This window comes from Pseudoduganella guangdongensis, assembly GCF_009857475.1.
In the GTDB taxonomy this organism is placed as follows: domain Bacteria; phylum Pseudomonadota; class Gammaproteobacteria; order Burkholderiales; family Burkholderiaceae_D; genus Rugamonas; species Rugamonas guangdongensis.
In genome coordinates, this window is the sequence record NZ_WWCJ01000007.1 from 214,975 (window position 1) to 240,681 (window position 25,707).

Sequence of the window (25,707 nt, forward strand, 5' to 3'; positions counted from 1 at the left end):
TCGCTTACATGCGGAAGTGTTCGCCGAGGTAGACCCGGCGCACGGATTCGTTGGCGATGATATCGTCCGGTCGGCCCGAGGCCAGCACCGCGCCCTGGTTGATGATGTAGGCGCGGTCGCAGATGCCAAGGGTCTCACGCACATTATGGTCGGTGATGAGGACACCGATATTGCGCTCCTTCAGGAAACGTACGATACGTTGGATTTCGATCACGGCGATCGGGTCGACGCCGGCAAACGGTTCGTCCAGCAGCACGAAGCGCGGATTGGTGGCCAGGGCGCGCGCAATCTCCACCCGGCGCCGCTCGCCGCCCGAAAGCGACAGGGCCTGGCTTTCGCGCAGCTTTTCAATCTGCAAGTCAGCCAGCAAGGACTCCAGGCGCTGGTCGATGTCGGCCTTGGCCAGCGGCTTGCCGTCCACCTGCTGGATCTCCAGCACGGCGCGGATGTTCTCCTCCACCGTCAGCTTGCGGAACACCGACGCTTCCTGCGGCAGGTAGGAAATGCCCAGGGTGGCGCGCTTGTGGATCGGCAGGCTGGACACGTCGGTGCCGCCGATGTCGATGGTGCCGGCGTCGGACGCCACCAGGCCCACGATCATGTAGAAGGAGGTGGTCTTGCCGGCGCCGTTGGGGCCCAGCAGGCCGACCACTTCGCCGCAGTCGACTTGCAGCGAGACGTCGTGCACCACCTGGCGCTTGCCGTAGGTTTTCTGGAGGCCGCGCACGACCAGCGTGCTGGCGCAGGTATTGGCTTCCATGCTTACTTCTTCTCCTGCGTGGCTGGCGCGGTGGCCGGCGGTTCGGTGCGCGAAGGCTGGATCACCATGGTGCCGCGGCCGCCGCCCGGCTTGCTCTCGCCGCTGGCGCTATTGCGCACGCTGAAGAACTCCTTGCGGCTGTCGTAGGAGATGAACTCGCCCTGCACTTCGTCATTCTGCTTGCCGCCTTCGATGCGGCGGATGGAGGCTTTGCTGAACATCTTCACCATCTCGGCCTGCTCGTCGTATTCGATGCGTTCGGCATCGCCCTCGACCCACAGGTCGCCGGCGCCGTCGCGCTTCTGGCGGAAGGTGGCCTTCTTGCCGTCGCCGAACAGGGTGACGTGCTTGAAGCCCTCCGGGGTCTGCTTCACATAGGCGCGCGCCGCCGTCATGGCCAGCGTGCCGCGCGTCAGCTTGACGCCGCCGCTCAGGATGGTGACCTGCTTGACGTCGTCGATATCGAGCGAGCCGTAGTCAATCAGCATCGGTTTGTAAGAGTCGGCCTTCTCGGCCAGGGCCGGGGCTGCAACTCCCAGCAGCAAAGCTGCCGACAATAGAAGTCGTTTCATGTTCTTTCCTTGTTTATTGGGCCCGTGGCGGCAGCATCAATGTGCCATTGCCTTCCAGGCGCATTTGGCGCGTCGCGTTGTTGGCGCGCATGCTGTTGGCGGTGGCGGTGGAGTCGCCCAGCTTCATCTTCACCGGCTGGTCGGTTTCCATGCGGTCTTCGTCGGGGAAGATCACCAGTTTTTCCGTGGCCAGGTGCAGCGCCTGCACGTTGGGCGCGGCGGCGCGGTCGATCTTCACCTGGCCGTTCAGGGTGACGCGGCTGTTGGCCTCGTCCACCCGCGCCGTGTTGGCCAGGATATCCATCGGCGGCGTGTCGCCCGACAGGCTGCGCACGCGCGGCTTGTCGATCTCGGACGAGTCGTCGATCGGGCGGTGGGTCAGCTTGTCGCCGGCGATGATGTAGCTCGGCTTGCCCTCCTTCGTCATGCGCACGAAGGAGAATTTCTCGATGATGTAGTCGGGCTCATTGGCCTTCAGGTCGGCCTGGATATCCTCGTCCGCGCGGTTCATCAGTTCGAGCAGGTAGAAGCTGCCAAGCGCCGCCAGCAGCACCAGGATCATGCCGATGGACAGGCGGAAGCGGTGGGCCATCCTCTGATTACGCATAGCGGGCTCCGATCACGCCAGGAACTGCGCCATGACGCGCTCGTAGTTGCCGGTGGCGCGCAGCACGAATTCGCAGGCTTCGCGCACGGCGCCGCGCCCGCCCGCCGCCTCGGTGATGTAGTGGGCGCGCGCATGCACTTCCGGGCGGCCGTTGGGCACGCTCACGGCAAAGCCGGCGCGGCTCAGGATCGGCAGGTCCACCACGTCGTCGCCGATGAAGGCGACCTGCTCCTCGGTGATGCCGACCTGCTCCAGCATGGCTTTGAACGGGGTCAGTTTATCGTGGCCGCCCTGGTGCACGAATTCGATGCCCAGGTCCTTGGCGCGCGCCAGCACGATCGGCGTGCGCCGCGCGCTGATGATGGCGGTCTTGATGCCGGCTTCCTGCAGCAGCTTGATGCCCAGGCCGTCGTGCACGTTGAAGGTCTTGACCATTTCGCCGTCGGCGCCGTAGGTCAGGCTGCCGTCGGTCAGCACGCCGTCCACGTCAAAGATGAACAGGCGCACCTTGGCGGCGCGGGCGAGCAGTTCTTCGCGGGACAGTGCCATCAGATCACCTTGGCGCGCGTCAGGTCGTGGATATGCAGGGCGCCCACCAGCACGCCGGCCTCGTCCACCACCAGCATCTGGTTGATGCGGAATTCTTCCATCACCGCCACGGCGTCCACCGCCAGCTGGTCGGGGCCGATGGTGCGCGGATTCAGGTGCATCACATCCTTGATGACGACCTTGGTGAAGTCCTGCACCTTCTCGATCATGCGCCGCAGGTCGCCGTCGGTGAAGACGCCGACCGGCTTGTTGTCGGCGTCGACCACAGCGGTCATGCCCATGCCCTTCTGGGTGATTTCCAGCAGCGCGTCGGGCAGGCGCGTGTCCAGGCCGACGGCGGGAATCGCCGCGTCCTTGCGCATGATATCGCGCACATGGGTCAGCAGGCGGCGGCCCAGGGCGCCGCCCGGGTGCGAGCGGGCGAAATCCTCTTCCTTGAAGCCGCGCAGCTCCAGCAGCGCGACGGCGATGGCATCGCCCAGCGCCAGCGTGACGGTGGTCGACGCGGTCGGGGCCAGGTTCATCGGGCACGCTTCTTTCGCCACCGAGACGTCCAGGTGCACGTCGGCGATCTGGGCCAGGCTCGATTGCGGCTTGCCGGTCATGGCGATCACGTGGCCGCCCATGCGCTTGACCACCGGCAGGATGGCCATCAGCTCGGACGCTTCGCCGGAATACGAGATGGCGATCACCACGTCCTCCGGGGTGACCATGCCCAGGTCGCCGTGCGCGGCTTCGGCCGGGTGCACGAACAGGGCTGGGGTGCCGGTCGAGGCCAGGGTGGCGGCGATTTTCTTGCCGATATGGCCAGATTTGCCGATGCCGGAGACCACCACCCGCCCTTTGCATTGCAGCAACAGGGACACGGCTTGCCCGACAGTTTCGTCCGTTGCCAGGCGCGCATGCAGGGCGGCCAGGGCGTCGGTTTCGATCTGCAGGGCTGCGCGCGCCAGTTCCAGGGCACGCGCGGCGGTCTTGGCATCAAAATGTTTCAGCATTGTTTTTTCATGGGTTACACTCATGCCCGAAGTATAGCCGAATTAGATAAGCAAAAAACTTGCCAGACATAACAAACAACGGATGTTCTCCCCCCTCGAGCTGACCCTTCTCCTCCTTGGCAGCGCCGTACTGGGCGTGGTTGCCTTCCGTATGATGCACCTGCCGCCGATGCTGGGGTACCTGGCCGTCGGCATCCTGATCGGCCCCCATGCCATGGGGCTGGCGGAGAACAGCCACGCCACCGAGCTGCTGGCCGAGTTCGGGGTGGTGTTCCTGATGTTCTCGATCGGGCTTGAGTTCTCCCTGCCCAAGCTGATGGCCATGCGCTCGATCGTGTTCGGGCTCGGCATGGCGCAGGTGGTGCTGACCATTGCCGTCACCATGCTGTTCGGCTGGCTGATCCATTTTGTGCTGCCGCCCTCGATCCAGCTGGGCTGGCAGGCCTCGTTCGCCCTGGGCGGGGCGCTGGCCATGTCGTCCACCGCCATCGTGGTCAAGATGCTCACAGAGCGGCTGGAGCTGGATAGCCAGCATGGGCGCAAAATCATCGGCATCCTGCTGTTCCAGGATCTGGCGGTGGTGCCGCTGCTGATCCTGATCCCGGCGCTGGCGCAGAACCCGGCCGACCTGCCGCGCACCCTGGGCCTGGCCAGCCTGAAGGCGGCCGTGGTGCTGCTGCTCCTGCTGGTGCTGGGACAGAAGGTGATGCGCAAATGGTTCACCATCGTCGTCATGCGCCGCTCGCAGGAACTGTTCATGCTCAACCTGCTGCTGGTGACCTTGGGCGCGGCCTGGATCACCGAGCGCGCCGGCCTGTCCCTGGCCCTGGGCGCCTTCGTGGCGGGCATGCTGATCTCCGAGACCGAATACAAACACCAGGTGGAGGAGGACATCAAGCCGTTCCGCGACGTGCTGCTCGGCCTGTTCTTCATCACCGTCGGCATGCTGCTGAATGTGCGCATCGTGCTGGAGAACTGGTGGCTGGTGCTGTTGCTGCTGACCGGGCCGGTGCTACTGAAATTTGCCCTGATCGCCGGCCTGGCGCGCCTGTTCGGCGCCTCCACCTCCACCGCCATGCGCACCGGCCTGGCGCTGGCGCAGGCCGGCGAATTCGGCTTCGTGCTGCTGAACGTGGTGGGCGGCATGAAACTGGTCGATCCTTTCGTGGTGCAGCTGGTGCTGGCGTCCATGGTGCTGTCGATGCTGGTGGCGCCTTTCCTGATCGCGCAGTCGGACAAGATCGTGATGAAGTTCTCCGCCAACGAGTGGATGATGCAGTCGCTGAACCTGACCAATATCGCGGCGCGCACAATGTCGACGCAAAAGCATGTGATCGTGGCCGGCTTTGGCCGCTCGGGCCAGTCGCTGGCGACCTTGCTGAGCGAGGAGAACATTCCATACCAGGCGCTGGACCTGGACCCGGTCCGGGTGCAGGAGGCGCAGGCGGCGGGCGCCAATGTGTCCTATGGCGACGCGGCGCGCCGCGAGTCGCTGGTGGCGGCGGGCATCAAGCGCGCTTCGGCGGTGGTGATTACCTACGCTTCCACGCCGTCGGCGCTGCGGGTGCTGCACCTGGTGCATGAACTGGCGCCGGAACTGCCGGTGATCGTGCGCTCGCACGACGATACGGACCTGGACCGGCTGAAGGAGGCCGGCGCGGCGGAGGTGGTGCCGGAGCTGATGGAGGGCTCGCTGATGCTGGCGTCCCACGCGCTGGTGATGCTGGGCGTGCCGCTGCGGCGCGTGGTGCATCGCGTGCAGCGGGCCAGGGAGGAGCGTTACGCCTCGCTGCGCGGCTATTTCCACGGCGCCAGCGATTCCAGCGAGGAGTCGGAGATGGTGCGGCTGCATTCGGTGTCGCTGGGAGAGCAGGCGTCTTGCGTGGGCAAGTGCGTGCGCGACCTGGGGCTGGCTGAGACGGGGGCCGAGATTTCGGCGATCCGGCGCGGGAAGGTCAGGCTGGAAGCGGCGCCGGGGATGACGCTGGAGGCGGGCGATGTGGTGGTGTTGCGCGGCACGGCGGAAGAAGTGGCGCGCGCCGAGAACGATCTGCTGGCTTAAAAAAATGGGGACGTACCCCATTTAATTGGCAACTTTATCTCCGAGAAAGTTGCTCATTAAATGGGGTACGTCCCCATTTTTTTTAAGCGGCGTAACGGATCACGCGGTTGCGGCCGCCCTCTTTCGCCTGGTACAAGGCCTCATCCGCCTGTTCAATCAACTGCGCCGCCTGCGCCTCCGGCTTGCCGCCATCGGGCACCTGCGACAGGCTCGACACGCCCACCGACGCCGTGATCGACACCTTCACCCCGTGCGACAGCTCGATCATGCTGGCCGCGATCCCGGCCCGGATCCGCTCCGCCACATAGGCCGCGCTCTCCAGGTCCGCATCAATCAGCAGCACCACAAACTCCTCGCCGCCGAAGCGCGCCAGCGCATCCGACAGCCGCAGCTCCGCCTTGATGCGCGTCGCCACCTCGCGCAGCACTTCATCGCCGCCGCCATGCCCCACCGTATCATTGACCCGCTTGAAATGGTCGATATCGATATACATGAACGACACCGGGTACGCCTGCCGGCGCGCACGCGCAATCTCCTCCAGCAAGCGGCGGTCCACATAGCGCCGGTTGAACACGCCGGTCAGCGCATCCGTCAGCCCCATGTACTTCAGCATCTCGTTGGAAATCACGTTTTCCAGGCAGATGGCGATGATGGAGGCCATGTGCTCGACAAAATCGGTGCCCAAGCTGGGCGAGAAGCGCGTCGGGTCCGCGCTGCCCAGGTTCAGCGAACCAATCAGGCGCTTATTGCGCATCAGCGGCACCACGCCCACGCTTTGCAGGCGCACGGCCGGCTGCGGGAACTGGCGCGCGTGTTTCAGCGCATCGAACATGCCCAGCTGCGGCTTGGGCTGCTGCCCCGGTTGCAGATCAAAGCCCAGGCCCTCCACATCGGGCACGAACACCAGGTCGGGGAAGTCGTCAAAGTTGACGCCGAGCTTTTCCATCACCGTGCGGATATCGTCGTCCACATCCACCAGGGTCAGGGTCAGCGCATCCAGGTCGGAAATCACCGGCAGGGTGCGAAAGATAGTGCCAATCAGTTCAGGGAAGCTGGACGCGCCAACGATTTCCAGGTCGAACGCCTGGTGGCGCATCATGATCGAGTGATTGCGCTCGGCTTGCTCGATCAGGTAGGCGAGGCGGGCGCGCAGGGCCTGATTTTCGGCCAGCAAGTCCGCCTGGGTGGGTTGTTTGCCCGTGATTTTCTGCGTGATCTCCATCGCCCGCCATAAATCCACTACTAAAACGACAGTGTAACCTCGATTTGGTCGCCCACACTTAGTTTTAAGCCATCACCTGTTGTTACAACGGCATTCATGCCGAAGCAAATGCCGCCATCCACTTCCGGCTTGGCGCGGTAGCTTTGCAGGATATCCAGCGGGTCGGGGCCGAACTCGCCGGTGGCCTGGTCGACCGAGGGCATGGGGCAGCGCGAGCAAGGCTTGCAGGGGTTCAGCACCGCTTCGCCGATGCGCAACTCGGCCGCGTAGTCTTCCTCGAAGGCCGCCAGGTCGCCGATCACCAGGTTGGGACGGAAGCGGTTCATCGGCAACGCCGCGCGGCCCTGCGCGGCCAGCTTGTCGTTCAGGTCCTGCAGCGAACCGGTGCCGGTGACCAGGATCGGGTAGCCGTCGGAGAACAAGGTGGGGTGCTGGGCGCCGTCGGTCCACTTGCCGCTGGTCAGGCGCTGGGCATTGGCGTGGAAGCGCACCAGGCGGCATTCCAGGCCGAGGAATTTGCTGAACCAGGTAGCGGTCGTCTCATCGCAGTCGTAGGCCAGCACGGTGTCTTCCCAGACTTGCACTTGCAGGCTGGGCGCGCTGTCCGGGTCGGGCAGGCCCAGCGGGATGTCCAGCTGCAGCATGCCGGGCGCGCGCAGTTCCAGCGTTTCCGCCTTCAGGCGCGGCACGATCAGCGCCATGCGCGGGTGTTCGCGCTGGGTCAGGGCGACGCCGTTGGCGTCCACCAGCATCCACTCGCGGTCGTAGATTTGTTCGGTCATCAGGCCGGCGCGGGTCAACGTGGCTTCTTTCAGCGACAGGCCGGCGCAGGATTTGATGGGGTAGAGGGTGAGTTCGGCAATGAAGGGCATGGTGCCCATGAGTATGGCAGAAAACCGGCAAGGCTGTGCCTGACCCGCAGGGTCAGGCACATAGGGCCGCCTTACGCTGCCTCGGCCTTCGGCTTTTTCGGCAACTTGCTGCGTGCCGACGGTTTATGCATGCCAGACTTCCTGGCGCGCTTGGCCGCGGACTCCGCCGGCGCTTCCACGGCGGCAGCTTCCGCAGCGGCTGCCAGCACGGCTTCCGCCTGCTGCACCGCCTCCGCCGCGTCGGCAGCGGCTTGCGCGACCTTGCTGCTGCGCGAGGCAGTCTTCTTGGCCGCCGGCTTCTTGGCCGCAGCGCGGGTGCGCTTGGCTGGCGCAGCGGCAGCCTCGGCCGCCACGTCGGCTTCGGCCGCAGCCGCCACCACTGGCGCGACTTGCTCCACGACCGCCACGGCAGCAACTTCCGCATCGGCAGGCACTTCCACCGGTGCGGCCTCACCGGCCACCGGCGCCGATTCGCCACGGCGGCCACGGCCACCGCGGTTACCGCGGTTGCGGCGGCTATCACGGCCCTCGCGTTCGGCCGGCGCTGCGCCATCGGCCGGTGTGGCTTCGGCCGCATCGGCTTCGCCTTCCACGGCCACGGCTGCCGGTGCGGCGTCTTGTTCAACGACAGGCAGCACGACAGGCTGGCTGCTACGGTACACATAGGCGCCCGACTTTTCATCGCGGCCGAATTCCAGCAAGCCGCGCGCCTTCATTTCTTCCAGCAGGTTGCCGAAGGTACGGAAACCATAATACGACTCGCTGAAGTCCGGCTTGCGGCGCTTGATCGCCTCCTTCAGCACGGACGCCCAGATCTTGCCCTCGCCGCGTTCCGCAGCCAACGCATCGAAGGTGGTGTAAGCGATATCCACGCACTGGTTGCGGCGCTTGTCCATCTCCTCGCGGCGGCGCTTTTCCTCTTCCGGCGAACGCTTGGGCGGCTGCTCGCGCGCATCGCCACGGCTGCTGGACTGGCGCTGGCGGCGCGATTCGCGCACCAGGTCGTCGTAGAAGATGAATTCATCGCAGTTGGCCACCAGCAGGTCGGAGGTCGAGTCCTTGACGCCCACGCCGATCACGCGCTTGGCGTTTTCGCGCAGCTTGGACACCAGCGGCGAGAAATCGGAATCGCCCGAAATGATGACAAAGGTGTTGACGTGGGCCTTGGTGTAGCACAGGTCCAGCGCATCGACCACCATGCGGATGTCGGCCGAGTTCTTGCCGGACAGGCGCACGTGCGGGATTTCGATCAGCTCAAAGTTCGCCTCATGCATGGGGCCCTTGAAGCCCTTGTAACGGTCCCAGTCGCAGTAGGCCTTCTTCACCACGATAGTGCCCTTCAGCAGCAGGCGCTCCAGCACAGGTTTGATATCGAACTTCTCGTAGTTGGCGTCGCGGACGCCCAAGGCGACGTTTTCAAAGTCGCAGAACAGCGCCATGCTGGCGTTTTCGTTGGGTGAGGCCATAATTTTTATCTGGAAGGGGAGCTGTGCACAATCCGGCGATTATACTATTTCGCCAACACATGACCGAGGAGACACTCAATGAAGCACTTGCTGATCGCCGCTGCCACCGCCCTCATGATGCACAGCGCCCTGGCCGCCGACCCGGACACCGAATTCCGCCAGCAGGTGAACGCCTTCGTCGACCAATGGCACGACGACGCCTCGCACACCCGCCCCGACTATTGGGACAAGTTCACGCCCACTGCCGTCTTCATCGGCACCGACAAGAGCGAAGTTTGGAGTTACACGGAGTTCAAGGCCTGGGCCAAGCGCTTCTGGGACCGCAAGAAAGCCTGGAGCTTCACCGCGCAAAAGCGCAATGTCTACTTCTCGCCCGATAAGAAATACGTCTGGTTCGACGAGCAGCTGAACACCCAGATGGGGACCTGCCAGGCCAGCGGGGTGCTGGTCAACACCGGCAAGGGCTTGAAGATCGAGCACTACCAACTGTCGCTGGCTGTGCCCAATCCATTGATGGACAGCTTCACCAAAGCCATCCGCGAACACGAAGCAAAACAGAAATAAAACGATGACGTACTTTGTAGATATTTTTTCGATTGACACTTTTGAAGCGTTCGCAAAAACCGACAAGACCATCACGGGCTTTCACATCGACCGCAAAGCCTGGGTTGCTAAGATCGCGCCCGGGGACATGATCGTCTGCTACGTGAAAGGCGTTTCCTGCTGGTTTGGATTGCTGGAGGTGACAGGCCCAATGCAGGAAGTGGCAGCCGGTAGCGAAGTCATTGAGAACTATACGCTGCAGCTGCCAACGCAAGCAAAGGTCTGGCTGGACAAGGGCAAGCTCCTCCCGATCAAGCGCCCGGATGTTTGGAACAAACTCTCGTTCACTCAAAACATCGCCCCTGGTGCCGGCGGCTGGAACTGGATACTGCGCAGCAGCGCCGTGCGCTTGAATCCTGCCGACGGCGCGGCGCTTGCCGCCCTGATGGCAGCGCAAGCCAAGGCGCCTATCCCGGATGGCATCACCGATGAACAATGGGAGAAAAAGCGCGGCTACAAGATGGTGAACGCAGAGGGAAAAACCGTTTCCATCCAAGTTCCCGAGCCGGAGGTGTCAACCGAGCACGCTGCCACTGCCCCTGCGGAAGTGCAGGCCTTCAGCGCCGCCCCCGTCCGCACCAGCCACAAAATGCAGGCTTTGCTGGCCGACATCGGACTGGCCATGGGGTTTGAAGTCTGGATCCCGAAAGCGGACAAGGAGGCCGTCGCCAGCGAAATGGTGGAACCCAAGCTGCTCACTCACTTGCCGAGTTCGCAGTTTTCCGAGCCGGCCGCCAAAACCGTCGAGCAAATCGACGTGCTTTGGCTGCAGAAGAAATCGATCGTGCGCGCTTTTGAAGTCGAGCATACGACTGCGGTGTATTCCGGCCTGCTGCGCATGGCCGACCTGCTGGCCCTGCAGCCGAATTTCCTGATCAAGCTGCACATCGTAGCGCCGGACGAGCGGCGAAAAAAAGTGTTCCAGGAACTGCAGCGGCCAGCGTTCGCCATTTTCAACCAAGGCAGCCTGGCAACCCTCTGCACCTACCTGCCCTACGAGAAAATCGAACAATTGGCCTTGGATCCCAACCTCGAGTACTTGAAGCACGATATCCTGGAAAAGCTCGAAGAAGCTGCCGAACCGGATTTCGATAGCTTGTCTTAACAGCCTGGTGATCGCTGGGACAGTGTGGGTTTGCGAGAAAAGCAGGCTGTTACTGCCGGCAGCCCCGCTCAAACTGCCATAGGCGCCTGGCAGGACACTTGCCCACAGTGGTGTCCTGCAGCTCTTCCAGCGACCGGCAACTTAGCCTTTACGGCGGCGCACCAGCCCCAGCGCCAGCAGGCCCGCGCCCAACAGCGGCAAGGTGGCTGGCAGCGGCACATCGGCTGCGCTGCCGGCGTCATACGAAGCCTTGAACCACACGTCATGCGCGCGCGCATTCCACGTGGTATTCGTCAACCAGTCAAAGACACTGCCATTGTTCATGTAGACGAAGGAGCCGCCGGCAATCGCATCGTTGGGCGCGACGGGCATGCGTGCGGTGGACAGCACGCCGTCAAACAGTCCGGTCGTGCTGAGGAAAGCGACATAGGTCTTGCCATCCACCAGGCTGAGGCTGCCGGTGTTGAACGCGAACTCTTTGGCGCTGCCGGGGCCGGCGCCGCCGAACGACTGCGCGCCGCTGCTGTACAAGGCGTTGCCGGTCGCATGCAGGCCGTTCCATTCGTAGACATACGCCTTGAAATGCACTGGAGCGAATACTTCCCCGGTCAGGTAGAGGGAGAATGCGTTGAGCACATGGTTGCCCGCCAACGAAAAGGTCTGGCCATAGGTCGCGGTATGGGGTTCGCCGAAACTGCCCACGGTGCCGGGGTGGCCGGTGCTGTCGATCACGCCAGCGTGTGCGGTGGCGGCGGCGCTGAGGAGGGCACTGGCCAGCAAGGTTGCAATTTTCATCGTTACTCCTGGGAATTTGAAATTCCCCACAGCAGCAATGTTCGTGCCAGTTATGCAAGTTGTTGATTTAGCTACTACAACCGCTGGGTATCGTTCATAGATGTAAAAGTTATCGACAGCAATAGCAACAAAAAAGCCGCGACATGCGCGGCTTTTTCTGGAACAAAGGTTCGATCAGACGTTGAACAGGAAGTTCAACACGTCGCCATCCTTGACCACGTATTCCTTGCCTTCAGCGCGCATCTTGCCCGCTTCCTTGGCGCCGGACTCGCCCTTGAAGGCGATGTAGTCGTCGAAGGAAATGGTCTGGGCGCGGATGAAGCCGCGTTCGAAGTCGGTGTGGATCACGCCCGCCGCTTGCGGCGCGGTGTCGCCAACGTGAATGGTCCAGGCGCGCACTTCCTTCACGCCGGCGGTGAAGTAGGTTTGCAGGCCAAGCAGCTTGAAGCCGGCGCGGATCAGGCGGTCCAGGCCCGGCTCTTCCATGCCCATGTCGGACAGGAAGGCGGCCTTGTCGGCGTCGTCCAGTTCAGCGATTTCCGCTTCGATCGCGGCGCAGATGGCGACGATCGGCGCGTTCTGCGCTTCCGCGTACTTGGTCAGCTGGTCCAGCAGCGGGTTGTTGGTAAAGCCGCTGTCGGACACGTTGGCCACATACATGGCCGGCTTGGCGGTGATCAGGCACAGCGGCTTGATCAGGGCCATGTCTTCGACGCTCAGGCCCAGGGCGCGCACCGGCTTGGCTTCGTTCAGCTGCGGTACCAGTTTTTCCAGCAGGGCGACCAGCTTGGCGGCATCCTTGTCGCCGGAGCGGGCTTTCTTCTGCTCGCGGTGGATGGCTTTTTCCACGGTGCCCAGGTCGGCCAGCGCCAGCTCGGTCTGGATCACTTCGATGTCGTCCAGCGGCGAGACGCGGCCGGCAACGTGAATCACGTTGTCATCTTCGAAGCAGCGCACCACGTTGACGATGGCGTCGGTTTCGCGGATGTGCGACAGGAACTGGTTGCCCAGGCCTTCACCTTTGGAGGCGCCAGCCACCAGGCCGGCGATGTCGACGAATTCCACGATGGCGGGCACGACGCGCTCCGGCTTGACGATCTCGGACAGCTGCTTCAGGCGCGGATCAGGCACTTCCACCACACCCACGTTCGGCTCGATGGTGCAGAACGGGTAGTTCTCGGCGGCGATGCCAGCCTTGGTCAGTGCATTGAAGAGAGTGGACTTGCCGACGTTAGGCAGGCCGACGATGCCGCATTTCAGACTCATGGAAAACCTTTAAATGATATTGTTCTGCTACGGCATTCGCCGCAAATAGACCGAGATTGTACCCCAGAACATGTCACGAACTGCCCATTTCACCCTGCTGGCCCGCTACAACGAATGGATGAACCACAAGCTGTACGCGGCGGCGGCGGAGCTGCCGCCCGGGGCGTTGGCGGCGGACCGGGGCGCCTTCTTCGGCTCCCTGCAGGCGACGCTCAACCATATAGCGGTGGCCGACACGATCTGGCTCAAACGGATTGCTGCCCATCCGCAGTTTGCGGCCGCCCTGGCGCCGCTGGCGGGCGTGTCCATGCCCGCGGCCCTGGACCAGCCGCTGTTCGACTCGTTCGAGGCGCTGCGGGCGCAACGCGCCTGGCTGGACCGGCTGATCCTGGACTAGACCGCAGGGCTGGTTGAGGCCGACCTGGACGCCGTGATCAGCTACCGCCGCATGAACGGCGAAGCCAACCACCGGCAATTGGGCCTGCTGCTGCTGCACGTCTTCAACCACCAGACCCACCATCGCGGCCAGGCCAGCACGCTACTGTCCCAGGCCGGGGTCGATATCGGCGTGACCGACTTGCTGGTCCTGGTGCCGGACGCGGAAATTTGAGCGGCATCAAATCCCGCTACCCCTGAACACGGTTGACGATACGAGTATCGGCAACCCTTGTGCTATTGTTGCGCATTGCAAATAATGCTTTTAAAACAATACAGGGAGTCCTCATGGAATTGCTATGGTTTATCGCGCTCTGCGTGATTGCCCGCTGGGCCTGGCTGGCCCGGCGCGACGCGCGCCTGGCGAACCATCATGCGCGCCAGCTGGAAAGCGAGCTGATCGCGCTGCGCGAGCAGGTCGGCAGCCTGCAAGGCGAGCTGGCGGGCGGCTTTGGTGCACCGGCGCAGCCGGTAGTCCAGACCGAGGCCGGAGCGCAAGTTGCCGCGAGCACCGTCGAACCCGAACCGCTGGTCGAGCACGACATTGCGCCGGAGCCGGCCCCGCTGCAAGCGCGTGACGCCGCCGCCAGCGTCCCGCTCGCCGACGAGGCGCTCACGCAACTGGCCGCGACAGCGCCAGCAGCAGCGCAGGAAGCCGCCGCGCCGGAGCCGGCGCTTGAGGCGGCACTTGAGCCGGCACCTGAGTCCCTACCTGAGCCCGCACTTCAGTCCGCACCTGAACGCGCGCCTGAGTTCGCGCGCGCCGCCGCGCCCAAAGCACCAGCGCGCGCACCGGCCTCGCCCCCGGCCGCACCACCCGCCTGGCTCACCGCCGCGCGCAACTGGCTGTTCGAAGGCAACCTGGTGGCCAAGATTGGCCTGCTGATCCTCTTCATCGGCGTCAGCTTCCTGCTCAAATACGCCGCCGCCCGCGTTACCATACCAATCGAACTGCGCCTGGCCGGCATCGTGCTGGCCGATGTGGCCGCGCTGGCCTGGGCCTGGCGCATCCGCAACAGCCACCGCGGCGTCAGCCTGCCGCTGCAGGGCACCTGCATGGCCGTGCTGATGCTGGTGGTGTTCGGCGCCTTCCGCATGTACCAGCTGATCCCGAGCGGCATGGCCTTTGCCATGCTCTTCCTGCTGACCATCGGCACTTGCATGCTGGCCGTGCTGCAGAACGCCCAGTGGCTCGCCATCTTCGGCATTGCCGGCGGCTTCGCCGCACCGATCATGACCTCCACCGGCCAGGGCAGCCACATCGCCCTGTTCAGCTACTACACCCTGCTCAACGCCGGCATCCTGGCCATTGCGCTGAAGCGCTCCTGGCGCGTGCTCAACCTGCTCGGCTTCGCCTTCACCTTCGGCATCGGCACCGCCTGGGGCGTGCTGCGCTACACGCCGCAGGACTACCTGTCGGCACAAGCCTTCCTGCTCCTGTTCTTCCTGTACTACGTCGGCATCGCCATCGTCTACGCCCACAAGGAAGCGCCCAAGCTGAAAAGCTATGTCGACGGCACCCTGGTGTTCGGCGCACCGATGCTGGCCGCCAGCCTGCAATACGGCCTGGTGAAAGACTTCGAATTCGGCATGGCCTACTCCTCCCTGGCGCTCGGCCTGTTCTACGGCGTGCTGGCCACCGTGCTGGCCAAGCGCCGCGCCACCTACGGCCTGTTGCTGGACGCCTTCACCGCGCTCGCCGTGGTCTTCGGCACCCTGGCCATTCCGATGGCGCTGGACGGGCGCTGGACCTCCGCCGCCTGGGCGCTGGAAGGCGCCGGCATCGTCTGGATCGGCCTGCGCCAGCGCCAGCCGCTGGCCTGGGGCTTCGGCCTGCTGGTGCAACTGGGCGCGTGGGTCAGCTTCATCGGCTCGGTCAGCGGGCTGGATAAGTCGGCGGCCGTCAACTCCAACCTGTGGCTCGGCTTCCTGCTGCTGGCCGTCAGCGCCTGCATCATGGCCATGCGCTTCCGCAGCCATGCCAGCGAAGAAGGCCGGAGCCGCCTCGGCATCCCGGCCGCCATCTTCCTGGTCGGCGCTGCCGTCTGGCTGGTGGGCGGCGCCTGGGCCGAGATCCTGCTGCGCGCCAGCGGCAACCTGCTGGCCAACCTGCTGGTCGCCAGCGCCCTCGGCGTGGCCGTCGTCATGGCCCTGATCGCGCGTCGCCTGGACTGGCCGATGGCGCGCGGGCTGGCCCTGGCAGCGCAATTGCTGGCCGGCGTGGTGCTGGCCTTCCTGCTGCTCATGGAAGCGCAGGTCGCGCCGGTTTCCACCGATTTGTTCGCCACCCCGTTCCTCGGCAGCCTGATGATCCTGGCCGGCGCCATGTTCAGCGCCTATGTCCTGATGCGCAATAGCGCCCAGGTCCCCGCCCTGCTGCCGAATATCGCACTGGCCTATGGCGGCATGTGGTGGCTGGTGGTGGTTGCGCCGACGCTGGCCAACTGGCTGCTCGCGTTCTACGAACCCAATATCCACTTGCGCGCCAGCGCCTATATGCTGCTGATCGCCGTCACTACGCCGCTCATCATGCAGCTGGCGCAGCGCCTGGCCTGGCCGGCCCTGCGTGCAGCGGCGGTACCGGCCTGGCTGCTGTTCGGCCTGGCCACCGTCGGCATACTCGTCAGCCTGTATGCCGATGCCCGCATGCCGGACAGCGAGGTATGGGTCGCCTTCGGCGCGCTGTGGCTGGCCTCCGAATGGCTCATGCGCAGCACCAAGCTGCCGCAAGCCGCACTGATTCTCCTGCACACCCTGCGCAGCACCGGGCCGTGGCTGATGATCTGGCCGGTCGGCGCCTGGTGGATTGCGCGCGGGCTGGAAGGCAGCGGCGCCGATCCCGCCTGGGCCAACTTCCTGCCAGCCTGGCTGATGATGGCCGGCCTGGCATGGGTCATGCGCCGCGTGCGCGCCGACGGCTGGCCGGTCAAGCCGGTCGCCGGCTGGTACCGCGACGTCCTGCTGCCGCTGGGGTGCGCCTGGTCGCTGCTGCTGGTCGCGGTGTGGAACCTGTCGCAGGATGGCGCCATGGCGCCCCTGCCCTACGTGCCGCTGGCCAACCCGCTCGACCTGACCAGCATCTTCGCCCTGCTGCTGTGCGTGGCCGGCTACCGCATGCGCCAGGAGAAGCTGGCGCCGTACCGCCCGCAGCTGCTGGGCATCGGCGCGTTGGCCGCCTACGCCTGGTTCAACCTGGCGCTGCTGCGCACCGTCTCGCACTACGTCGGCGTGCCGTATGAATTCGACGCCATGTTCGCATCGCAGTTCGTGCAAGCCATGCTGTCCTTGGTGTGGAGCGTGACCGCCCTGCTGCTGATGCGCTACGCCGCGCGCAAAGCCGACCGCAAGCTGTGGATCGTGGGCGCCGTGCTGCTCGGCGTCGTTGTGGCCAAGCTGTTCCTGGTCGATTTGTCCAATGTTGGCGGTGTAGAACGCATTGTTTCCTTCCTCGGCGTTGGTGCGCTGATGGTGGGCATCGGCTATCTCGCGCCTTATCCGTCATCGCGCGATGACGCAACCCAGAAGGAAGCCGCATGAGTGCATTGCTGCTGGCCGCCGCAGTCGCGGCCACCGCCCCCACCGATACCCCGCTCGACTACACGCACGTCATCCCGCTGACGGTGCAAGGCAAACCGGGCGTGGTGCAGCTGCAGTTGCCGCGCGACGCCTACCTGAACGCGCGCACCGCAGGCTTGCACGACGTGCGCGTCTTCGACGCCAACGGCACGGCGCAGCCCTTTGCGCTGCGCCAGCCGCAAGCCACCGCCAAGACCTCGCAGCGCACTTTGCCGGTGCGCGTCTTCCCGCTCATGGCGGAACGCGCGGACGCGCCCTTGGCCGGCCTGGAAGTCAGCACCGCCACCGATGGCCGCGTGGTCTCGGTGCGTCTGCCCGGCGCGCCAAAGCAAACGGCGGCGCAAGCTGGCAGCCGCGAACGCCTGGCCGGACTGGTGCTCGACCTGCGCCAGGAAGGCGCCGCCGAGCCGCCGCTGGTCAATGCGCTGCAGTTCACCCTGCCCTCCGGACGCAGCACCTACACCGGCCAGGTCTGGCTGGAAGCCAGCGACGACTTGAAGCAGTGGGAAGCGGTGGGCGTGGCGGAATTGAGCTGGCTGTCCAACGCCAGCGACGAAACGCTGGCCAACGACAAGCTGGAATTCCCGGCGCGTCCCATGCGCTACGCGCGCCTGAGCTGGCGCGCCGGCGATCCCCTGCAATTCGCCGCCATCACTGCCCAATCGCCGGTGCATGGCCTGGTCACGCCGGCGACCGAATCGCTGCTGCTGCAAGCGCAGCCCGGACGCGAAGCGCGCGACCTGCAATACAGCAAACCGATCGGCATCACACCGACCCGGCTTGGCTTGCAGCTCAGTGGCGGCAACGTCGTGCTGCCAGCGACGCTGGGCAGCTACAGGCAGCAACAGCGCCGCAGCGATCAATACCGCTTCGACCCCGCCGTGCACACCACCTTCTACCGGCTGGAGCAAGACGGCAAAGCGCGCGAATCGGGCGACATCACTGTGCCGGGCTGGCTGGGCGAGCAATGGGTGCTGCGCTTCGAGCAGCCGCCCAGCATCAAGCCGGCCATGCGCATCAGTTGGGAACCGGCGACCCTGGTGTTCGTCGCCGGCGGCACGCCGCCCTACACGCTGGCGGTGGGGCGCGCCAAAGCCGCCCCGGCGGCCCGCGATATCGGCGACGTGGCGCCCGGCTTCACGCCCGCCGAACTACACAGCCTGCAGCGCGCAACGCCCGGCGCCGCGCGCGAACAGGTCGCCGCACTGGCCGATGCCGCCAAACGCAGCAGCGCCGACAGCGCCGCGGCACAGCGCCGCCTGATGCTGCTGTGGGGCGTGCTGCTGCTGGGCGTGGCGGTGGTGGCGGCGATGGTGTGGCGCCTGCTGCGCCAGCCGGAGCAAGCTTAAGGCGTGTGCAGTTCCATCGTCGCCTTGGTGAAGTCGCCGGCGACGGCGGTCGGGATGATGCGCAAGGCCTTCTCGATCGCCTCATCGATCAGCAATTGCTCTTCGCGGCGCGGACGGTGCAGCACAAAGTCCGCCACCGGCTGGTTCAGGTTCAGGGTGCGCGGATGGCCGATGCCGATGCGCAGGCGCCAATAGTCCTGCGTGCCAAGGGCGGCGGAGATGTCCTTCAAGCCGTTATGGCCGCCGGAGGAGCCGCCCTTTTTCAGCTTGGCCGTGCCAGGCAGCAGATCCAGTTCATCGTGCACCACCAGCACCTCGTCCGGATTGATCTTGTAGAAGCGCGCGATGGCGCCGACCGACTGGCCGGAGCGGTTCATATACGTTTGCGGCTCGAGCAGCCAAAGCTGGTTGCCGCCGATGGTGGTTTTCGCCACCATGGCATTAAAGCCCGACTCGCGCTGCAAGCGCGCATTCGGCAGCGAATTCGCCAGGTTATCCACCAGCCAGAAGCCGGCGTTGTGGCGGGTTTGTTCGTAGTCGGGGCCGGGGTTGCCGAGGCCGACGATCAGGCGGATGGGCATGTTCTGCGCTTGCGTGAGCAAAAGCGCAGATTATACCCGCGCCTTTCGCCGCGCCCCACCTCGGGCGGGCGCCCAATTCAAGGCTGAACATTGTTGCATTTTTCACAGCAACTGAACTTTTTGCTTGACTCAGGCTTTCACGTGTAAGATATTTATTACACGTGTCTTCAACCTCAAACAGAAAGGACGTGCCATGAACCACCTTGCCACCCTGCTGCTCGCCGCCAGCTTCACCGCCCCCGCCCTCGCCAGCGACGCCGCCATGACGGACAAAGAGCGCATCGACCAGTTGATCCGGCAAAACAAGGCCCTGCTGGCCCAGAACGCGCAACTGCTCGAGCAATGCGAGCGCCCCAAAACCCGGGAAGAAGCCTTCGCCCAGTGCATGCAAGCGGCGCGCGGCGACAAAGGCGCCATGGCAACGGAATCGGTGGGCGCCAACTGCCGCCAGCTGTTGAAGTGAGCCTGATGCACAATCTGCTGCCCGTGCTGGAGGCACTCGCCAACCCGCACCGCCTGCGCATCATCGCCGCATTGAAAGTGGACGGCCGCAACTACGTCAGCCAATTGGCGCGCGACGTCGGCATCAGCCGTCCCCTGTTGCACCTGCACCTTGCCAAGCTGGAAGCTGCTGGCCTCGTGACCAGCAAGCACGAGCTCTCCAACGACGGCAAGGCGCTGAACTACTTTGAAGTGGCGGACTTCCGCCTGCAACTCGACCCCGCGGCGATTGTGGAAGCCGCCAAACACATCAAACTGGAAAAGGAATAGACGTATGTCCGAGCACATCTACCTGCTGACCCTGGGCCTGCCGCTGGCCACGCTGCTGGTCATTTTTGGCATGAAATACTGGTCCAACGCCCACAAAGCCCGCGCCGAAGCCGCCAGCGCCGAAGCCTACCGCGAACTGGCCAGCAAATCCGCCGCCGCACTGGCCGACAACGCCGCCGCCATGGCCACCATGCAGGCCACGCTGGCCGACATGAAAGGCCGCCTGGCCTCCGTCGAAACCATGCTGAAAGAGGTGGGCTGATGATCGCGCACCTGTGGCACCGCGACGCCCGGCACGAAGGTGTGCGCAGAATCAACATCTACCTGCTGCGCCTGCTGTATGCACTGATGTTCTTCGTGCTCGGCCACAGCACCTGGAATGAAATCCTCACCCACCAGGGCGCCTGGGCGCCGGAAGAAGCCGTCGCCTGGACCGTCTGGACCGCCTTCGCCACGCTGGCCGGGCTCGGCATCCTGCGGCCGGTCAAGATGCTGCCGATCCTGCTACTGGAAGTGTTCTACAAAGTGCTGTGGCTGGCGATCGTCGCCTACCCGCTGTGGACGAACGGCACCCTGGCCGGCTCGCCCGCCGAAGGCACCACCAACGCCTTCCTCTGGGTCGTGCTCGCCATCGTCGCGGTCCCGTGGGGCCACGTGGCCAAAGCCTACCTCACCTGGCCGAAAGTGCAGGCCGCCTGACTAAACCGGTGCCAGGTCTGTCTTTCGGACACGCGTGCACATAATTTGATCTTTCTCAAGACGGAAAAACCTTCAACTTCACGTATTGAGAAAGATCAAAGAAGTGGTTCGAGTGTCCAATTGACAGACCTGGCACCGGTTTTAGAAACAAAAAAACCCGCGTGAAGCGGGTTTTTTCATTGCGGCGAAAGAGGATTACTCTTTGGCGGCTTCTGCCGACACAGCACCAGCTGGTACGGAGGAGGTTGCGATGGTTGCATCGGAACCGTGGGTGACCAGGGTCACGCCTTTTGGCAGCTTCAGTTCGGAAGCGTGCACGGATTGGCCGACGTCCATTTTGGACAGGTCAACAGCGATGAACTCTGGCAGGTCAGCTGGCAGGCAGGAGATTTCGATCTCGTTGGCGACGTGGCTGATGGTGGCCGAGTGCAGTTTCACTGCTGGGGACACTTCTGCGTTTTCGAAGTGCAGGGCAACTTTCACGTGCAGTGGCTTGTTGGCGTCAACGCGCTGGAAGTCAGCGTGCAGAACCAGTTGCTTGAATGCGTGCATCTGGAAGTCGCGCAGCAGCACTTTCTGTACCGAACCGTCGATTTCCATGTCCAGGATGGACGAGTGGAACGCTTCTTTTTTCAGCGCGTGGAACAGTGCGTTGTGGTCCAGGGCGATGTTCACAGCTGGCTCGGTGCCGCCGTAGATGATGCCAGGGGTCTGGCCGGAATTACGCAGGCGGCGGCTCGCACCCGTACCTTGCAGTTCGCGTTTGAATGCTACAACTTTCATGGAATACTCCAAAAAATAAAACAAGGCTTTACGCCTTGTCGTTAAAAAGAAGCGCCCCGCGACCAGGGCGCTTCACGTATTCGGCCGCAACTTGCGCTGCGGCCGAGAAATTTAGTCGACGAACAGGGAAATAACCGAGTCGCCTTTGATGATGCGCTTGAAGGTCTCTGCCAGCAGCGGGGCGCAGGTGACCTGGCGAATCTTGCCGCAGGCCTTGGCCGCGTCGGACAGCGGGATGGTGTCGGTCACCACCAGCTCGTCCAGCGAGGAGCCGGAGATGCGTTCGATTGCCGGACCCGACAGCACTGGGTGCGTGCAGTAAGCGATCACTTTCTTGGCGCCGCGCTCTTTCAGCACTTCAGCGGCTTTCACCAGGGTACCTGCGGTGTCAACCATGTCGTCCATGATCACGCAGTTACGGCCTTCCACTTCACCGATGATGTTCATCACTTCGGAGACGTTGGCTTTTGGACGGCGCTTGTCGATGATGGCCAGGTCGCAACCGAGGCGTTTGGCCAGTGCGCGGGCACGTACCACGCCGCCGACGTCCGGCGACACCACCAGCAGGTCTTCTTCGGCCTTCTTCTGCAGGTCGCCCAGCAGTACTGGCGAGGCGTAGATATTGTCGACCGGAATGTCGAAGAAACCTTGGATCTGGTCTGCGTGCAGGTCCATGATGATCACACGGTCCACACCGGCTTCTTCCAGCATGTTGGCGATGACTTTTGCCGAAATGGCCACACGCGCGGAGCGTGGACGGCGATCCTGGCGGGCATAGCCAAAGTAAGGAATTGCAGCGGTGATACGGCCAGCGGACGCACGTTTCAGGGCATCAACCATCAGGATCAGTTCCATCAGGTTGTCGTTGGTCGGTGCGCAGGTCGATTGCAGGACGAAAACGTCTTTACCACGCACGTTTTCGTTGATTTCGACCATGACTTCGCCGTCCGAGAATTTCGAAACGACGGCTTTGCCGAGTGGTATGCCGAGATTTTTTGCGACCCCTTCTGCCAGAGCAGGATTAGCGTTGCCGGTAAAAACCATCAGGTTTTCGTAAGCCATTGGGAGTCCCGAGAGGTAGTGTTGAATTCTATGAGGCACTCCTGCGTGGCAGGAGCTTTGTTTTCGACCCTGGCTGGAGACTGCTGCCTCGACAGAACCAGGGAAAAACGGTGGCAGGGGAACAAGGATTCGAACCTTGGTATGCCGGAATCAAAATCCGGTGCCTTAACCAGCTTGGCGATTCCCCTACTCTTAACTGACTGCTTTCCGTCAGTAGGCCGACATTATATAGCCTAGTTCACGAAAAGCCAAATCTTTTTTCGCTTCACAACTTTGCGATGATTGGATGCTGTTTCAGCGCCTTCGCTTTCCATCCGGTCCAGGCGGCTGGCACTTTCGCAAGCACCGCATCGGCCTGTTCTTCGCTATGGACTGCGAGGAACACACAAGCTCCGGAGCCAGTCATCCTGGCATCACCGTAAGCGCCCAGCCATTCTACCGCGTCTGCTACTTGCGGGAATAAGCGGCACGCCACTTGTTGCAAATCGTTCTTTCCAAACTGTCGCAGATCATTTCGATTTGCGTAGTGGCTGGAAAAGTCCGACATCTTAACGGGCGCGCTATCCCTTGTCAAATGCTCTGAGGTAAAAATCTGGGCGGTCGGGCATTGCACGCCGGGCTCGATAACAACATACCAACAGTCGGGTGCGGCGACCGGCTGCAGGTCTTCCCCTACCCCTTCGGCAAAGCCGGTCTCGCCGAAAATGAAGAAGGGCACGTCGGCGCCCAGCGGCAGGGCCAGGGCCATCAGCTCCTGCCTGGTCAGGCCGGCTTTCCACAGCTTGTTCAGGGCCATGAAGGTGGTGGCGGCGTCGGACGAGCCGCCGCCCAGGCCGCCGCCCATCGGCAGGATCTTGTCGATGGTGATGTTGACGCCGGGCGGCAGTGCGCCGCTGCGGCGCTGCACTTCGGCTTGCAGCAGGCGGGCGGCGCGGATCACCAGGTCCTGCTCGGCGGGCACGCCTTCGATCTCGTTGGTGCGGTGCAGTTCCTGGTCGTCGCGCAGGGTGAAGTGCAGGGTGTCGCTGCGGTCGATGATCTGGAACACCGTTTGCAGCAGGTGGTAGCCGTCGGCGCGCCGGCCGTTCACGTGCAGGAACAGGTTCAATTTGGCCGGGGCCGGGCAATTCAGCAAACTTTTCATACTTACTCTACTTGTTCAACAAAGACGCGCAGCGCCATTTCCTGGATGTCGCCGTTGCCGGGGTGTTCGGCGTCGAAGCGTTGCGGGCGCGGCGTGGCCGTGCCCGCGCCGTCTTCGCGCCAGCCGGTGTAGCGCAGGCGCCAGCCTTCGCGCGTGGTGACTTCGCTATTGGCGGGGCTGGCGGACCACGGCTTGCCATTGGCGTCAATTGCGTGGCCTTGCAGCCAGCTGCGCATGCCGGCAACGGGCAAGGTCCAGCCCAGGGCGCGCGCGCTCAGGGCGTCGATGCTGGGCGCGCGCACCGGCGGCTTGTTGCCGCCTTCGCGCAGCGTGGCGCCTTGCGGCGTGACTTCAATGGTGGCGACGGTGTTGCCGAACTGGGTGGCCAGCGCGACGTCGGTGCGCTGCGCGTCCTGCTTCCAGGTGAAGTTGACGGTGACCGATTCCTGCTTGCCGTCCTTCAGGTAGCGGGCGTTCAGGCGGCCGGCCAGGGCCAGCGCGTCGGCGTACGGGGCGACGGCGGCGCTGGAGGCCGGCGCGCTCGGCGCGCTGGCGCAGCCGCACAGGATGGCGGCGGCGCCGGCGATGGCGGCGAGGGTTTTAAAGCTCATTAAATTCCTGCGTTGAGGCGCGCCAGGGTGCTGCGCAGCGCGTCGTTTTTCGGGTCTTTGGCGCGCGCTTCGCGCCACAGTTTGGCGGCGCCGGCTTTGTCGCCCTGGGTCCACAGCACTTCGCCCAGGTGCACCGCGATTTCGGCGTCGCCGCGCAGGGCGTAGGCCTGGCGCAGCGACTGCTCGGCCTCTTTCAGCTTACCCATGCGGAACAGGACCCAGCCCATGCTGTCCATGATGTAGGGGTCGCCGGGCGCCATCTTGAGCGCCTTGTCGATCAGCTCATAGGCTTCGTCCAGGCGGATGTTGCGGTCGGCCAGCGAGTAGCCCAGCGCGTTGTAGGCGTGGTGGTTGTCGGGCACGGACTCCATCACCTTGCGCAGGGCGGTTTCCATGGCGTCCACCTTGCCCAGCTTTTCGGCGGCCAGGGCGTAGTCGTACATCAGGTCCGGGCTGTTGGGGTAGCGCAGCACGCCGTCTTCCAGCGTCTTGAAGGCTTCCACAGCGCGGCCGGCGTCGCGCAGCAGCTGGCCTTCGGTCTGCACGATCTGCACTTGCTCGGCCAGGTCGGCCGGCGTGATCTCTTTCAGCTGCGCGCGCGCGCCGTCAACGTCGCCTTTGCGGGCGGTGATGTGGGCGCGTTTCAGGCGCGCCGACAGGGTGGCGCGCGGGTCCTCGGCTTCGATCTTTTCCAGCCAGCCCAGGGCGGCGTCCAGGTCGCCGCGTTCTTCCGCGATCTGGGCCAGCAGCATCAGGGCCTTGTTCGGGTCGCGCTCGGGATCGGGCTGGCTTTCCAGGACGGCGATGTAGCGCTTGAAATAGTCTTCCGCCGCCTTGCTGTCCTGGCCTTGCAGGGACATGATGCCCAGCGCGTACAGGGTGCCGGGGTTGTCCGGCTGGTCTTTCAGCAGCAGCTCGAATTGTTCGCGCGCTTTGTCGTACTGCTTTTGCTCGACCAGCAGGCGGGCATAGGCCGAGCGCACTTCGCGCGCGGCGGGGTATTTTTGCAGGAAGCCGGCAAACAGCTGCTGCGCGCCATCCAGGTCTTGCAGCATCTGGCCCATGGTCAGGATGGCCAGTTCGGAGTCGGGTTTGATCTCGACCGCTTTTTGCGCTTCGGCGCGCGCGCGGTCGGCCTGGCCGGCGGCGTTGGCGCCTTGCGCCAGCACCAGGTGCGCTTCCTGCGTTTTCAGGTAGGGCTGCAGCACGCGCTCCATCAGGGCGAAGGCGCCGGCCTTGTCCTTGGCGCGCAGCAGGAACTGCTGCATCTGGAACATCAGCAGCGGGCGGCCGGTCGGTGCGGCGCTTTTCAGGCGCTGCGCGAACAGTTGTTCCGCCTCGCCCAGGTCGTCGCCCAGCACGGCGAAGCCGAGGAAGTATTGCGCCGCCTCGTCGGAGTCGGGCGCCAGCTCGCGCCACAGGCGGATCGCGGCCAGCGCTTCATTGCCCTGCTTGGCCGACAGCGCCATTTCCGAGGCGCGCCGCGCCAGGCGCGGGTCGCGCGTTTGCTGCGCCAGCACCATCATGGCGACGTAGGCGCTTTGCCACTGGCCGCGCTTGAAATCGAGTTCGGCCTTGGTCAGCTTGTAAAACAGCTCGCTGGTGAGTTCGACGTTGGGCAGCTTTTCGCCCGGCGGCACGGCCTTGGCAATCGCCTCGGCGGCCGGGGTGGGTTCGGCGGCGGCGGGCGCCGCAGCCTCCTGTGCCGGCTGCTGCGGCGGCACGACTGCGCAAGCGGACACCAGGGCCGACAGGGTTACAATGGCGAATGCGTTTTTCAAAGGAAGATCCTGCAAATCGGGCTCAAGACTTGATTCTA

General features: G+C 64.1%; 25 protein-coding genes, 1 tRNA gene and 1 pseudogene. 10 read left to right on the forward strand and 17 right to left on the reverse strand.

Annotated elements, in window-relative coordinates; translation table 11 throughout:
* Positions 1–4: 4 nt before the first annotated feature.
* From lptB to GTP41_RS11805, 5 genes are read right to left on the reverse strand one after another with little or no spacing between them, the layout of a single operon-like run.
* Positions 5–760, reverse strand: coding sequence for an LPS export ABC transporter ATP-binding protein (gene lptB, locus GTP41_RS11785; RefSeq protein ID WP_161025774.1), 756 nt, complete (start codon positions 758–760; stop codon positions 5–7).
* Between the two features lie 2 nt (positions 761–762).
* Complete coding sequence (gene lptA / locus GTP41_RS11790; RefSeq protein ID WP_161025775.1) at positions 763–1,332, reverse strand: lipopolysaccharide transport periplasmic protein LptA; 570 nt, start codon at positions 1,330–1,332, stop codon at positions 763–765.
* Positions 1,333–1,345: 13 nt separating this feature from the next.
* A complete protein-coding gene (gene lptC / locus GTP41_RS11795) occupies positions 1,346–1,939 on the reverse strand; it encodes an LPS export ABC transporter periplasmic protein LptC (protein WP_161025776.1) in 594 nt (197 codons plus the stop codon).
* Positions 1,940–1,951: 12 nt separating this feature from the next.
* A complete protein-coding gene (locus GTP41_RS11800) occupies positions 1,952–2,488 on the reverse strand; it encodes a KdsC family phosphatase (RefSeq protein ID WP_161025777.1) in 537 nt (178 codons plus the stop codon).
* The gene (locus GTP41_RS11805; RefSeq protein WP_371867345.1) at positions 2,488–3,510 is read right to left on the reverse strand and encodes a KpsF/GutQ family sugar-phosphate isomerase; all 1,023 of its coding nucleotides are present in this window, start codon (positions 3,508–3,510) and stop codon (positions 2,488–2,490) included. Before GTP41_RS11805 ends, GTP41_RS11800 begins: the two co-directional genes overlap by 1 nt.
* A 58-nt stretch (positions 3,511–3,568) precedes the next feature.
* On the opposite strand from GTP41_RS11805, the gene GTP41_RS11810 reads away from it, so the two are divergent.
* A complete protein-coding gene (locus GTP41_RS11810; RefSeq protein ID WP_161025779.1) occupies positions 3,569–5,548 on the forward strand; it encodes a monovalent cation:proton antiporter family protein in 1,980 nt (659 codons plus the stop codon).
* Between the two features lie 82 nt (positions 5,549–5,630).
* On the opposite strand, the gene GTP41_RS11815 is transcribed toward GTP41_RS11810, so the two are convergent.
* The 3 genes from GTP41_RS11815 to GTP41_RS11825 form a co-directional block, all read right to left on the reverse strand.
* Positions 5,631–6,764 (reverse strand): GGDEF domain-containing protein, encoded by a 1,134-nt coding sequence (locus GTP41_RS11815; protein ID WP_371867348.1) that lies wholly within the window; start codon positions 6,762–6,764, stop codon positions 5,631–5,633.
* Positions 6,765–6,790: 26 nt separating this feature from the next.
* On the reverse strand, positions 6,791–7,642 hold the full coding sequence (locus tag GTP41_RS11820; RefSeq protein ID WP_161025863.1) for an MOSC domain-containing protein: 852 nt from the start codon (positions 7,640–7,642) through the stop codon (positions 6,791–6,793).
* A 71-nt stretch (positions 7,643–7,713) separates the two neighbouring features.
* Positions 7,714–9,108 carry an NYN domain-containing protein gene (locus GTP41_RS11825; protein WP_161025781.1) on the reverse strand — a complete coding sequence of 465 codons (1,395 nt, stop codon included), beginning with the start codon at positions 9,106–9,108 and terminating at the stop codon, positions 7,714–7,716.
* Positions 9,109–9,186: 78 nt separating this feature from the next.
* Here GTP41_RS11825 and GTP41_RS11830 point away from each other — a divergent pair, with 78 nt between their 5' ends.
* The gene (locus tag GTP41_RS11830) at positions 9,187–9,672 is read left to right on the forward strand and encodes a nuclear transport factor 2 family protein (RefSeq protein ID WP_161025782.1); all 486 of its coding nucleotides are present in this window, start codon (positions 9,187–9,189) and stop codon (positions 9,670–9,672) included.
* Between the two features lie 4 nt (positions 9,673–9,676).
* Entirely contained in the window at positions 9,677–10,816 is a 1,140-nt protein-coding gene (locus tag GTP41_RS11835; RefSeq protein ID WP_161025783.1) for a type II restriction enzyme NmeDI-related protein, read from the forward strand.
* Positions 10,817–10,957: 141 nt separating this feature from the next.
* Here the strand turns inward: GTP41_RS11835 and GTP41_RS11840 are convergent, their stop codons facing one another.
* Positions 10,958–11,611, reverse strand: coding sequence for a VPLPA-CTERM sorting domain-containing protein (locus GTP41_RS11840; RefSeq protein ID WP_161025784.1), 654 nt, complete (start codon positions 11,609–11,611; stop codon positions 10,958–10,960).
* Positions 11,612–11,785: 174 nt separating this feature from the next.
* On the reverse strand, positions 11,786–12,877 hold the full coding sequence (gene ychF / locus GTP41_RS11845; protein WP_161025785.1) for a redox-regulated ATPase YchF: 1,092 nt from the start codon (positions 12,875–12,877) through the stop codon (positions 11,786–11,788).
* 70 nt (positions 12,878–12,947) lie between these two features.
* On the opposite strand from ychF, the pseudogene GTP41_RS11850 reads away from it, so the two are divergent.
* The 3 genes and pseudogenes from GTP41_RS11850 to GTP41_RS11860 all read left to right on the forward strand — a co-directional run bounded on the left by GTP41_RS11850 (position 12,948) and on the right by GTP41_RS11860 (position 18,237).
* Positions 12,948–13,487 (forward strand): annotated as a pseudogene (locus tag GTP41_RS11850) (DinB family protein).
* A 113-nt stretch (positions 13,488–13,600) separates the two neighbouring features.
* On the forward strand, positions 13,601–16,849 hold the full coding sequence (locus GTP41_RS11855) for a DUF2339 domain-containing protein (RefSeq protein WP_161025786.1): 3,249 nt from the start codon (positions 13,601–13,603) through the stop codon (positions 16,847–16,849).
* On the forward strand, positions 16,846–18,237 hold the full coding sequence (locus GTP41_RS11860; RefSeq protein ID WP_161025787.1) for a DUF3999 family protein: 1,392 nt from the start codon (positions 16,846–16,848) through the stop codon (positions 18,235–18,237). The genes GTP41_RS11855 and GTP41_RS11860 overlap by 4 nt, the downstream gene beginning before the upstream one ends.
* Here the strand turns inward: GTP41_RS11860 and pth are convergent.
* Positions 18,234–18,818 carry an aminoacyl-tRNA hydrolase gene (gene pth, locus GTP41_RS11865; RefSeq protein WP_161025788.1) on the reverse strand — a complete coding sequence of 195 codons (585 nt, stop codon included), beginning with the start codon at positions 18,816–18,818 and terminating at the stop codon, positions 18,234–18,236. The genes GTP41_RS11860 and pth overlap by 4 nt on opposite strands.
* A gap of 193 nt (positions 18,819–19,011) precedes the next feature.
* Between pth and GTP41_RS11870 the strand changes: the two genes are divergently transcribed.
* Genes GTP41_RS11870 through GTP41_RS11885 form a run of 4 tightly spaced genes read left to right on the forward strand, consistent with a single transcriptional unit; the run spans position 19,012 to position 20,288 of the window.
* Complete coding sequence (locus GTP41_RS11870) at positions 19,012–19,281, forward strand: hypothetical protein (protein ID WP_161025789.1); 270 nt, start codon at positions 19,012–19,014, stop codon at positions 19,279–19,281.
* Between the two features lie 5 nt (positions 19,282–19,286).
* The gene (locus GTP41_RS11875; protein ID WP_161025790.1) at positions 19,287–19,589 is read left to right on the forward strand and encodes an ArsR/SmtB family transcription factor; all 303 of its coding nucleotides are present in this window, start codon (positions 19,287–19,289) and stop codon (positions 19,587–19,589) included.
* 4 nt (positions 19,590–19,593) lie between these two features.
* Complete coding sequence (locus tag GTP41_RS11880) at positions 19,594–19,851, forward strand: hypothetical protein (protein ID WP_161025791.1); 258 nt, start codon at positions 19,594–19,596, stop codon at positions 19,849–19,851.
* The gene (locus tag GTP41_RS11885; protein ID WP_161025792.1) at positions 19,851–20,288 is read left to right on the forward strand and encodes a hypothetical protein; all 438 of its coding nucleotides are present in this window, start codon (positions 19,851–19,853) and stop codon (positions 20,286–20,288) included. The genes GTP41_RS11880 and GTP41_RS11885 overlap by 1 nt, the downstream gene beginning before the upstream one ends.
* Positions 20,289–20,483: 195 nt before the next feature.
* On the opposite strand, the gene GTP41_RS11890 is transcribed toward GTP41_RS11885, so the two are convergent.
* The 6 genes from GTP41_RS11890 to GTP41_RS11915 all read right to left on the reverse strand — a co-directional run bounded on the left by GTP41_RS11890 (position 20,484) and on the right by GTP41_RS11915 (position 25,669).
* Positions 20,484–21,071 (reverse strand): 50S ribosomal protein L25/general stress protein Ctc, encoded by a 588-nt coding sequence (locus GTP41_RS11890; RefSeq protein ID WP_161025793.1) that lies wholly within the window; start codon positions 21,069–21,071, stop codon positions 20,484–20,486.
* Positions 21,072–21,182: 111 nt separating this feature from the next.
* Positions 21,183–22,133, reverse strand: coding sequence for a ribose-phosphate pyrophosphokinase (locus GTP41_RS11895; protein ID WP_161025794.1), 951 nt, complete (start codon positions 22,131–22,133; stop codon positions 21,183–21,185).
* A gap of 111 nt (positions 22,134–22,244) precedes the next feature.
* A tRNA-Gln gene (locus GTP41_RS11900) sits at positions 22,245–22,321 on the reverse strand.
* Between the two features lie 77 nt (positions 22,322–22,398).
* On the reverse strand, positions 22,399–23,277 hold the full coding sequence (ispE, locus tag GTP41_RS11905; RefSeq protein WP_161025795.1) for a 4-(cytidine 5'-diphospho)-2-C-methyl-D-erythritol kinase: 879 nt from the start codon (positions 23,275–23,277) through the stop codon (positions 22,399–22,401).
* A gap of 2 nt (positions 23,278–23,279) precedes the next feature.
* Complete coding sequence (locus tag GTP41_RS11910; RefSeq protein ID WP_161025796.1) at positions 23,280–23,888, reverse strand: outer membrane lipoprotein LolB; 609 nt, start codon at positions 23,886–23,888, stop codon at positions 23,280–23,282.
* A complete protein-coding gene (locus GTP41_RS11915) occupies positions 23,888–25,669 on the reverse strand; it encodes a tetratricopeptide repeat protein (protein ID WP_161025797.1) in 1,782 nt (593 codons plus the stop codon). Before GTP41_RS11915 ends, GTP41_RS11910 begins: the two co-directional genes overlap by 1 nt.
* Positions 25,670–25,707: the final 38 nt, after the last annotated feature.

What these genes read in the sequence shown, in the direction of transcription:
- ispE (WP_161025795.1), bottom strand. Translation starts at nt 23,277, where the DNA reads ATGAAAAGTTTGCTGAATTGCCCGGCCCCGGCCAAATTGAACCTGTTC.
- GTP41_RS11880 (WP_161025791.1), top strand. Translation starts at nt 19,594, where the DNA reads ATGTCCGAGCACATCTACCTGCTGACCCTGGGCCTGCCGCTGGCCACG.
- lptC (WP_161025776.1), bottom strand. Translation starts at nt 1,939, where the DNA reads ATGCGTAATCAGAGGATGGCCCACCGCTTCCGCCTGTCCATCGGCATG.
- lptB (WP_161025774.1), bottom strand. Translation starts at nt 760, where the DNA reads ATGGAAGCCAATACCTGCGCCAGCACGCTGGTCGTGCGCGGCCTCCAG.
- GTP41_RS11870 (WP_161025789.1), top strand. Translation starts at nt 19,012, where the DNA reads ATGAACCACCTTGCCACCCTGCTGCTCGCCGCCAGCTTCACCGCCCCC.
- GTP41_RS11825 (WP_161025781.1), bottom strand. Translation starts at nt 9,108, where the DNA reads ATGGCCTCACCCAACGAAAACGCCAGCATGGCGCTGTTCTGCGACTTT.
- GTP41_RS11810 (WP_161025779.1), top strand. Translation starts at nt 3,569, where the DNA reads ATGTTCTCCCCCCTCGAGCTGACCCTTCTCCTCCTTGGCAGCGCCGTA.
- ychF (WP_161025785.1), bottom strand. Translation starts at nt 12,877, where the DNA reads ATGAGTCTGAAATGCGGCATCGTCGGCCTGCCTAACGTCGGCAAGTCC.
- GTP41_RS11875 (WP_161025790.1), top strand. Translation starts at nt 19,287, where the DNA reads ATGCACAATCTGCTGCCCGTGCTGGAGGCACTCGCCAACCCGCACCGC.
- GTP41_RS11830 (WP_161025782.1), top strand. Translation starts at nt 9,187, where the DNA reads ATGAAGCACTTGCTGATCGCCGCTGCCACCGCCCTCATGATGCACAGC.
- GTP41_RS11840 (WP_161025784.1), bottom strand. Translation starts at nt 11,611, where the DNA reads ATGAAAATTGCAACCTTGCTGGCCAGTGCCCTCCTCAGCGCCGCCGCC.
- GTP41_RS11910 (WP_161025796.1), bottom strand. Translation starts at nt 23,888, where the DNA reads ATGAGCTTTAAAACCCTCGCCGCCATCGCCGGCGCCGCCGCCATCCTG.
- pth (WP_161025788.1), bottom strand. Translation starts at nt 18,818, where the DNA reads ATGCCCATCCGCCTGATCGTCGGCCTCGGCAACCCCGGCCCCGACTAC.
- GTP41_RS11805 (WP_371867345.1), bottom strand. Translation starts at nt 3,510, where the DNA reads ATGAGTGTAACCCATGAAAAAACAATGCTGAAACATTTTGATGCCAAG.
- GTP41_RS11860 (WP_161025787.1), top strand. Translation starts at nt 16,846, where the DNA reads ATGAGTGCATTGCTGCTGGCCGCCGCAGTCGCGGCCACCGCCCCCACC.
- lptA (WP_161025775.1), bottom strand. Translation starts at nt 1,332, where the DNA reads ATGAAACGACTTCTATTGTCGGCAGCTTTGCTGCTGGGAGTTGCAGCC.
- GTP41_RS11885 (WP_161025792.1), top strand. Translation starts at nt 19,851, where the DNA reads ATGATCGCGCACCTGTGGCACCGCGACGCCCGGCACGAAGGTGTGCGC.
- GTP41_RS11800 (WP_161025777.1), bottom strand. Translation starts at nt 2,488, where the DNA reads ATGGCACTGTCCCGCGAAGAACTGCTCGCCCGCGCCGCCAAGGTGCGC.
- GTP41_RS11890 (WP_161025793.1), bottom strand. Translation starts at nt 21,071, where the DNA reads ATGAAAGTTGTAGCATTCAAACGCGAACTGCAAGGTACGGGTGCGAGC.
- GTP41_RS11835 (WP_161025783.1), top strand. Translation starts at nt 9,677, where the DNA reads ATGACGTACTTTGTAGATATTTTTTCGATTGACACTTTTGAAGCGTTC.
- GTP41_RS11855 (WP_161025786.1), top strand. Translation starts at nt 13,601, where the DNA reads ATGGAATTGCTATGGTTTATCGCGCTCTGCGTGATTGCCCGCTGGGCC.
- GTP41_RS11895 (WP_161025794.1), bottom strand. Translation starts at nt 22,133, where the DNA reads ATGGCTTACGAAAACCTGATGGTTTTTACCGGCAACGCTAATCCTGCT.
- GTP41_RS11820 (WP_161025863.1), bottom strand. Translation starts at nt 7,642, where the DNA reads ATGCCCTTCATTGCCGAACTCACCCTCTACCCCATCAAATCCTGCGCC.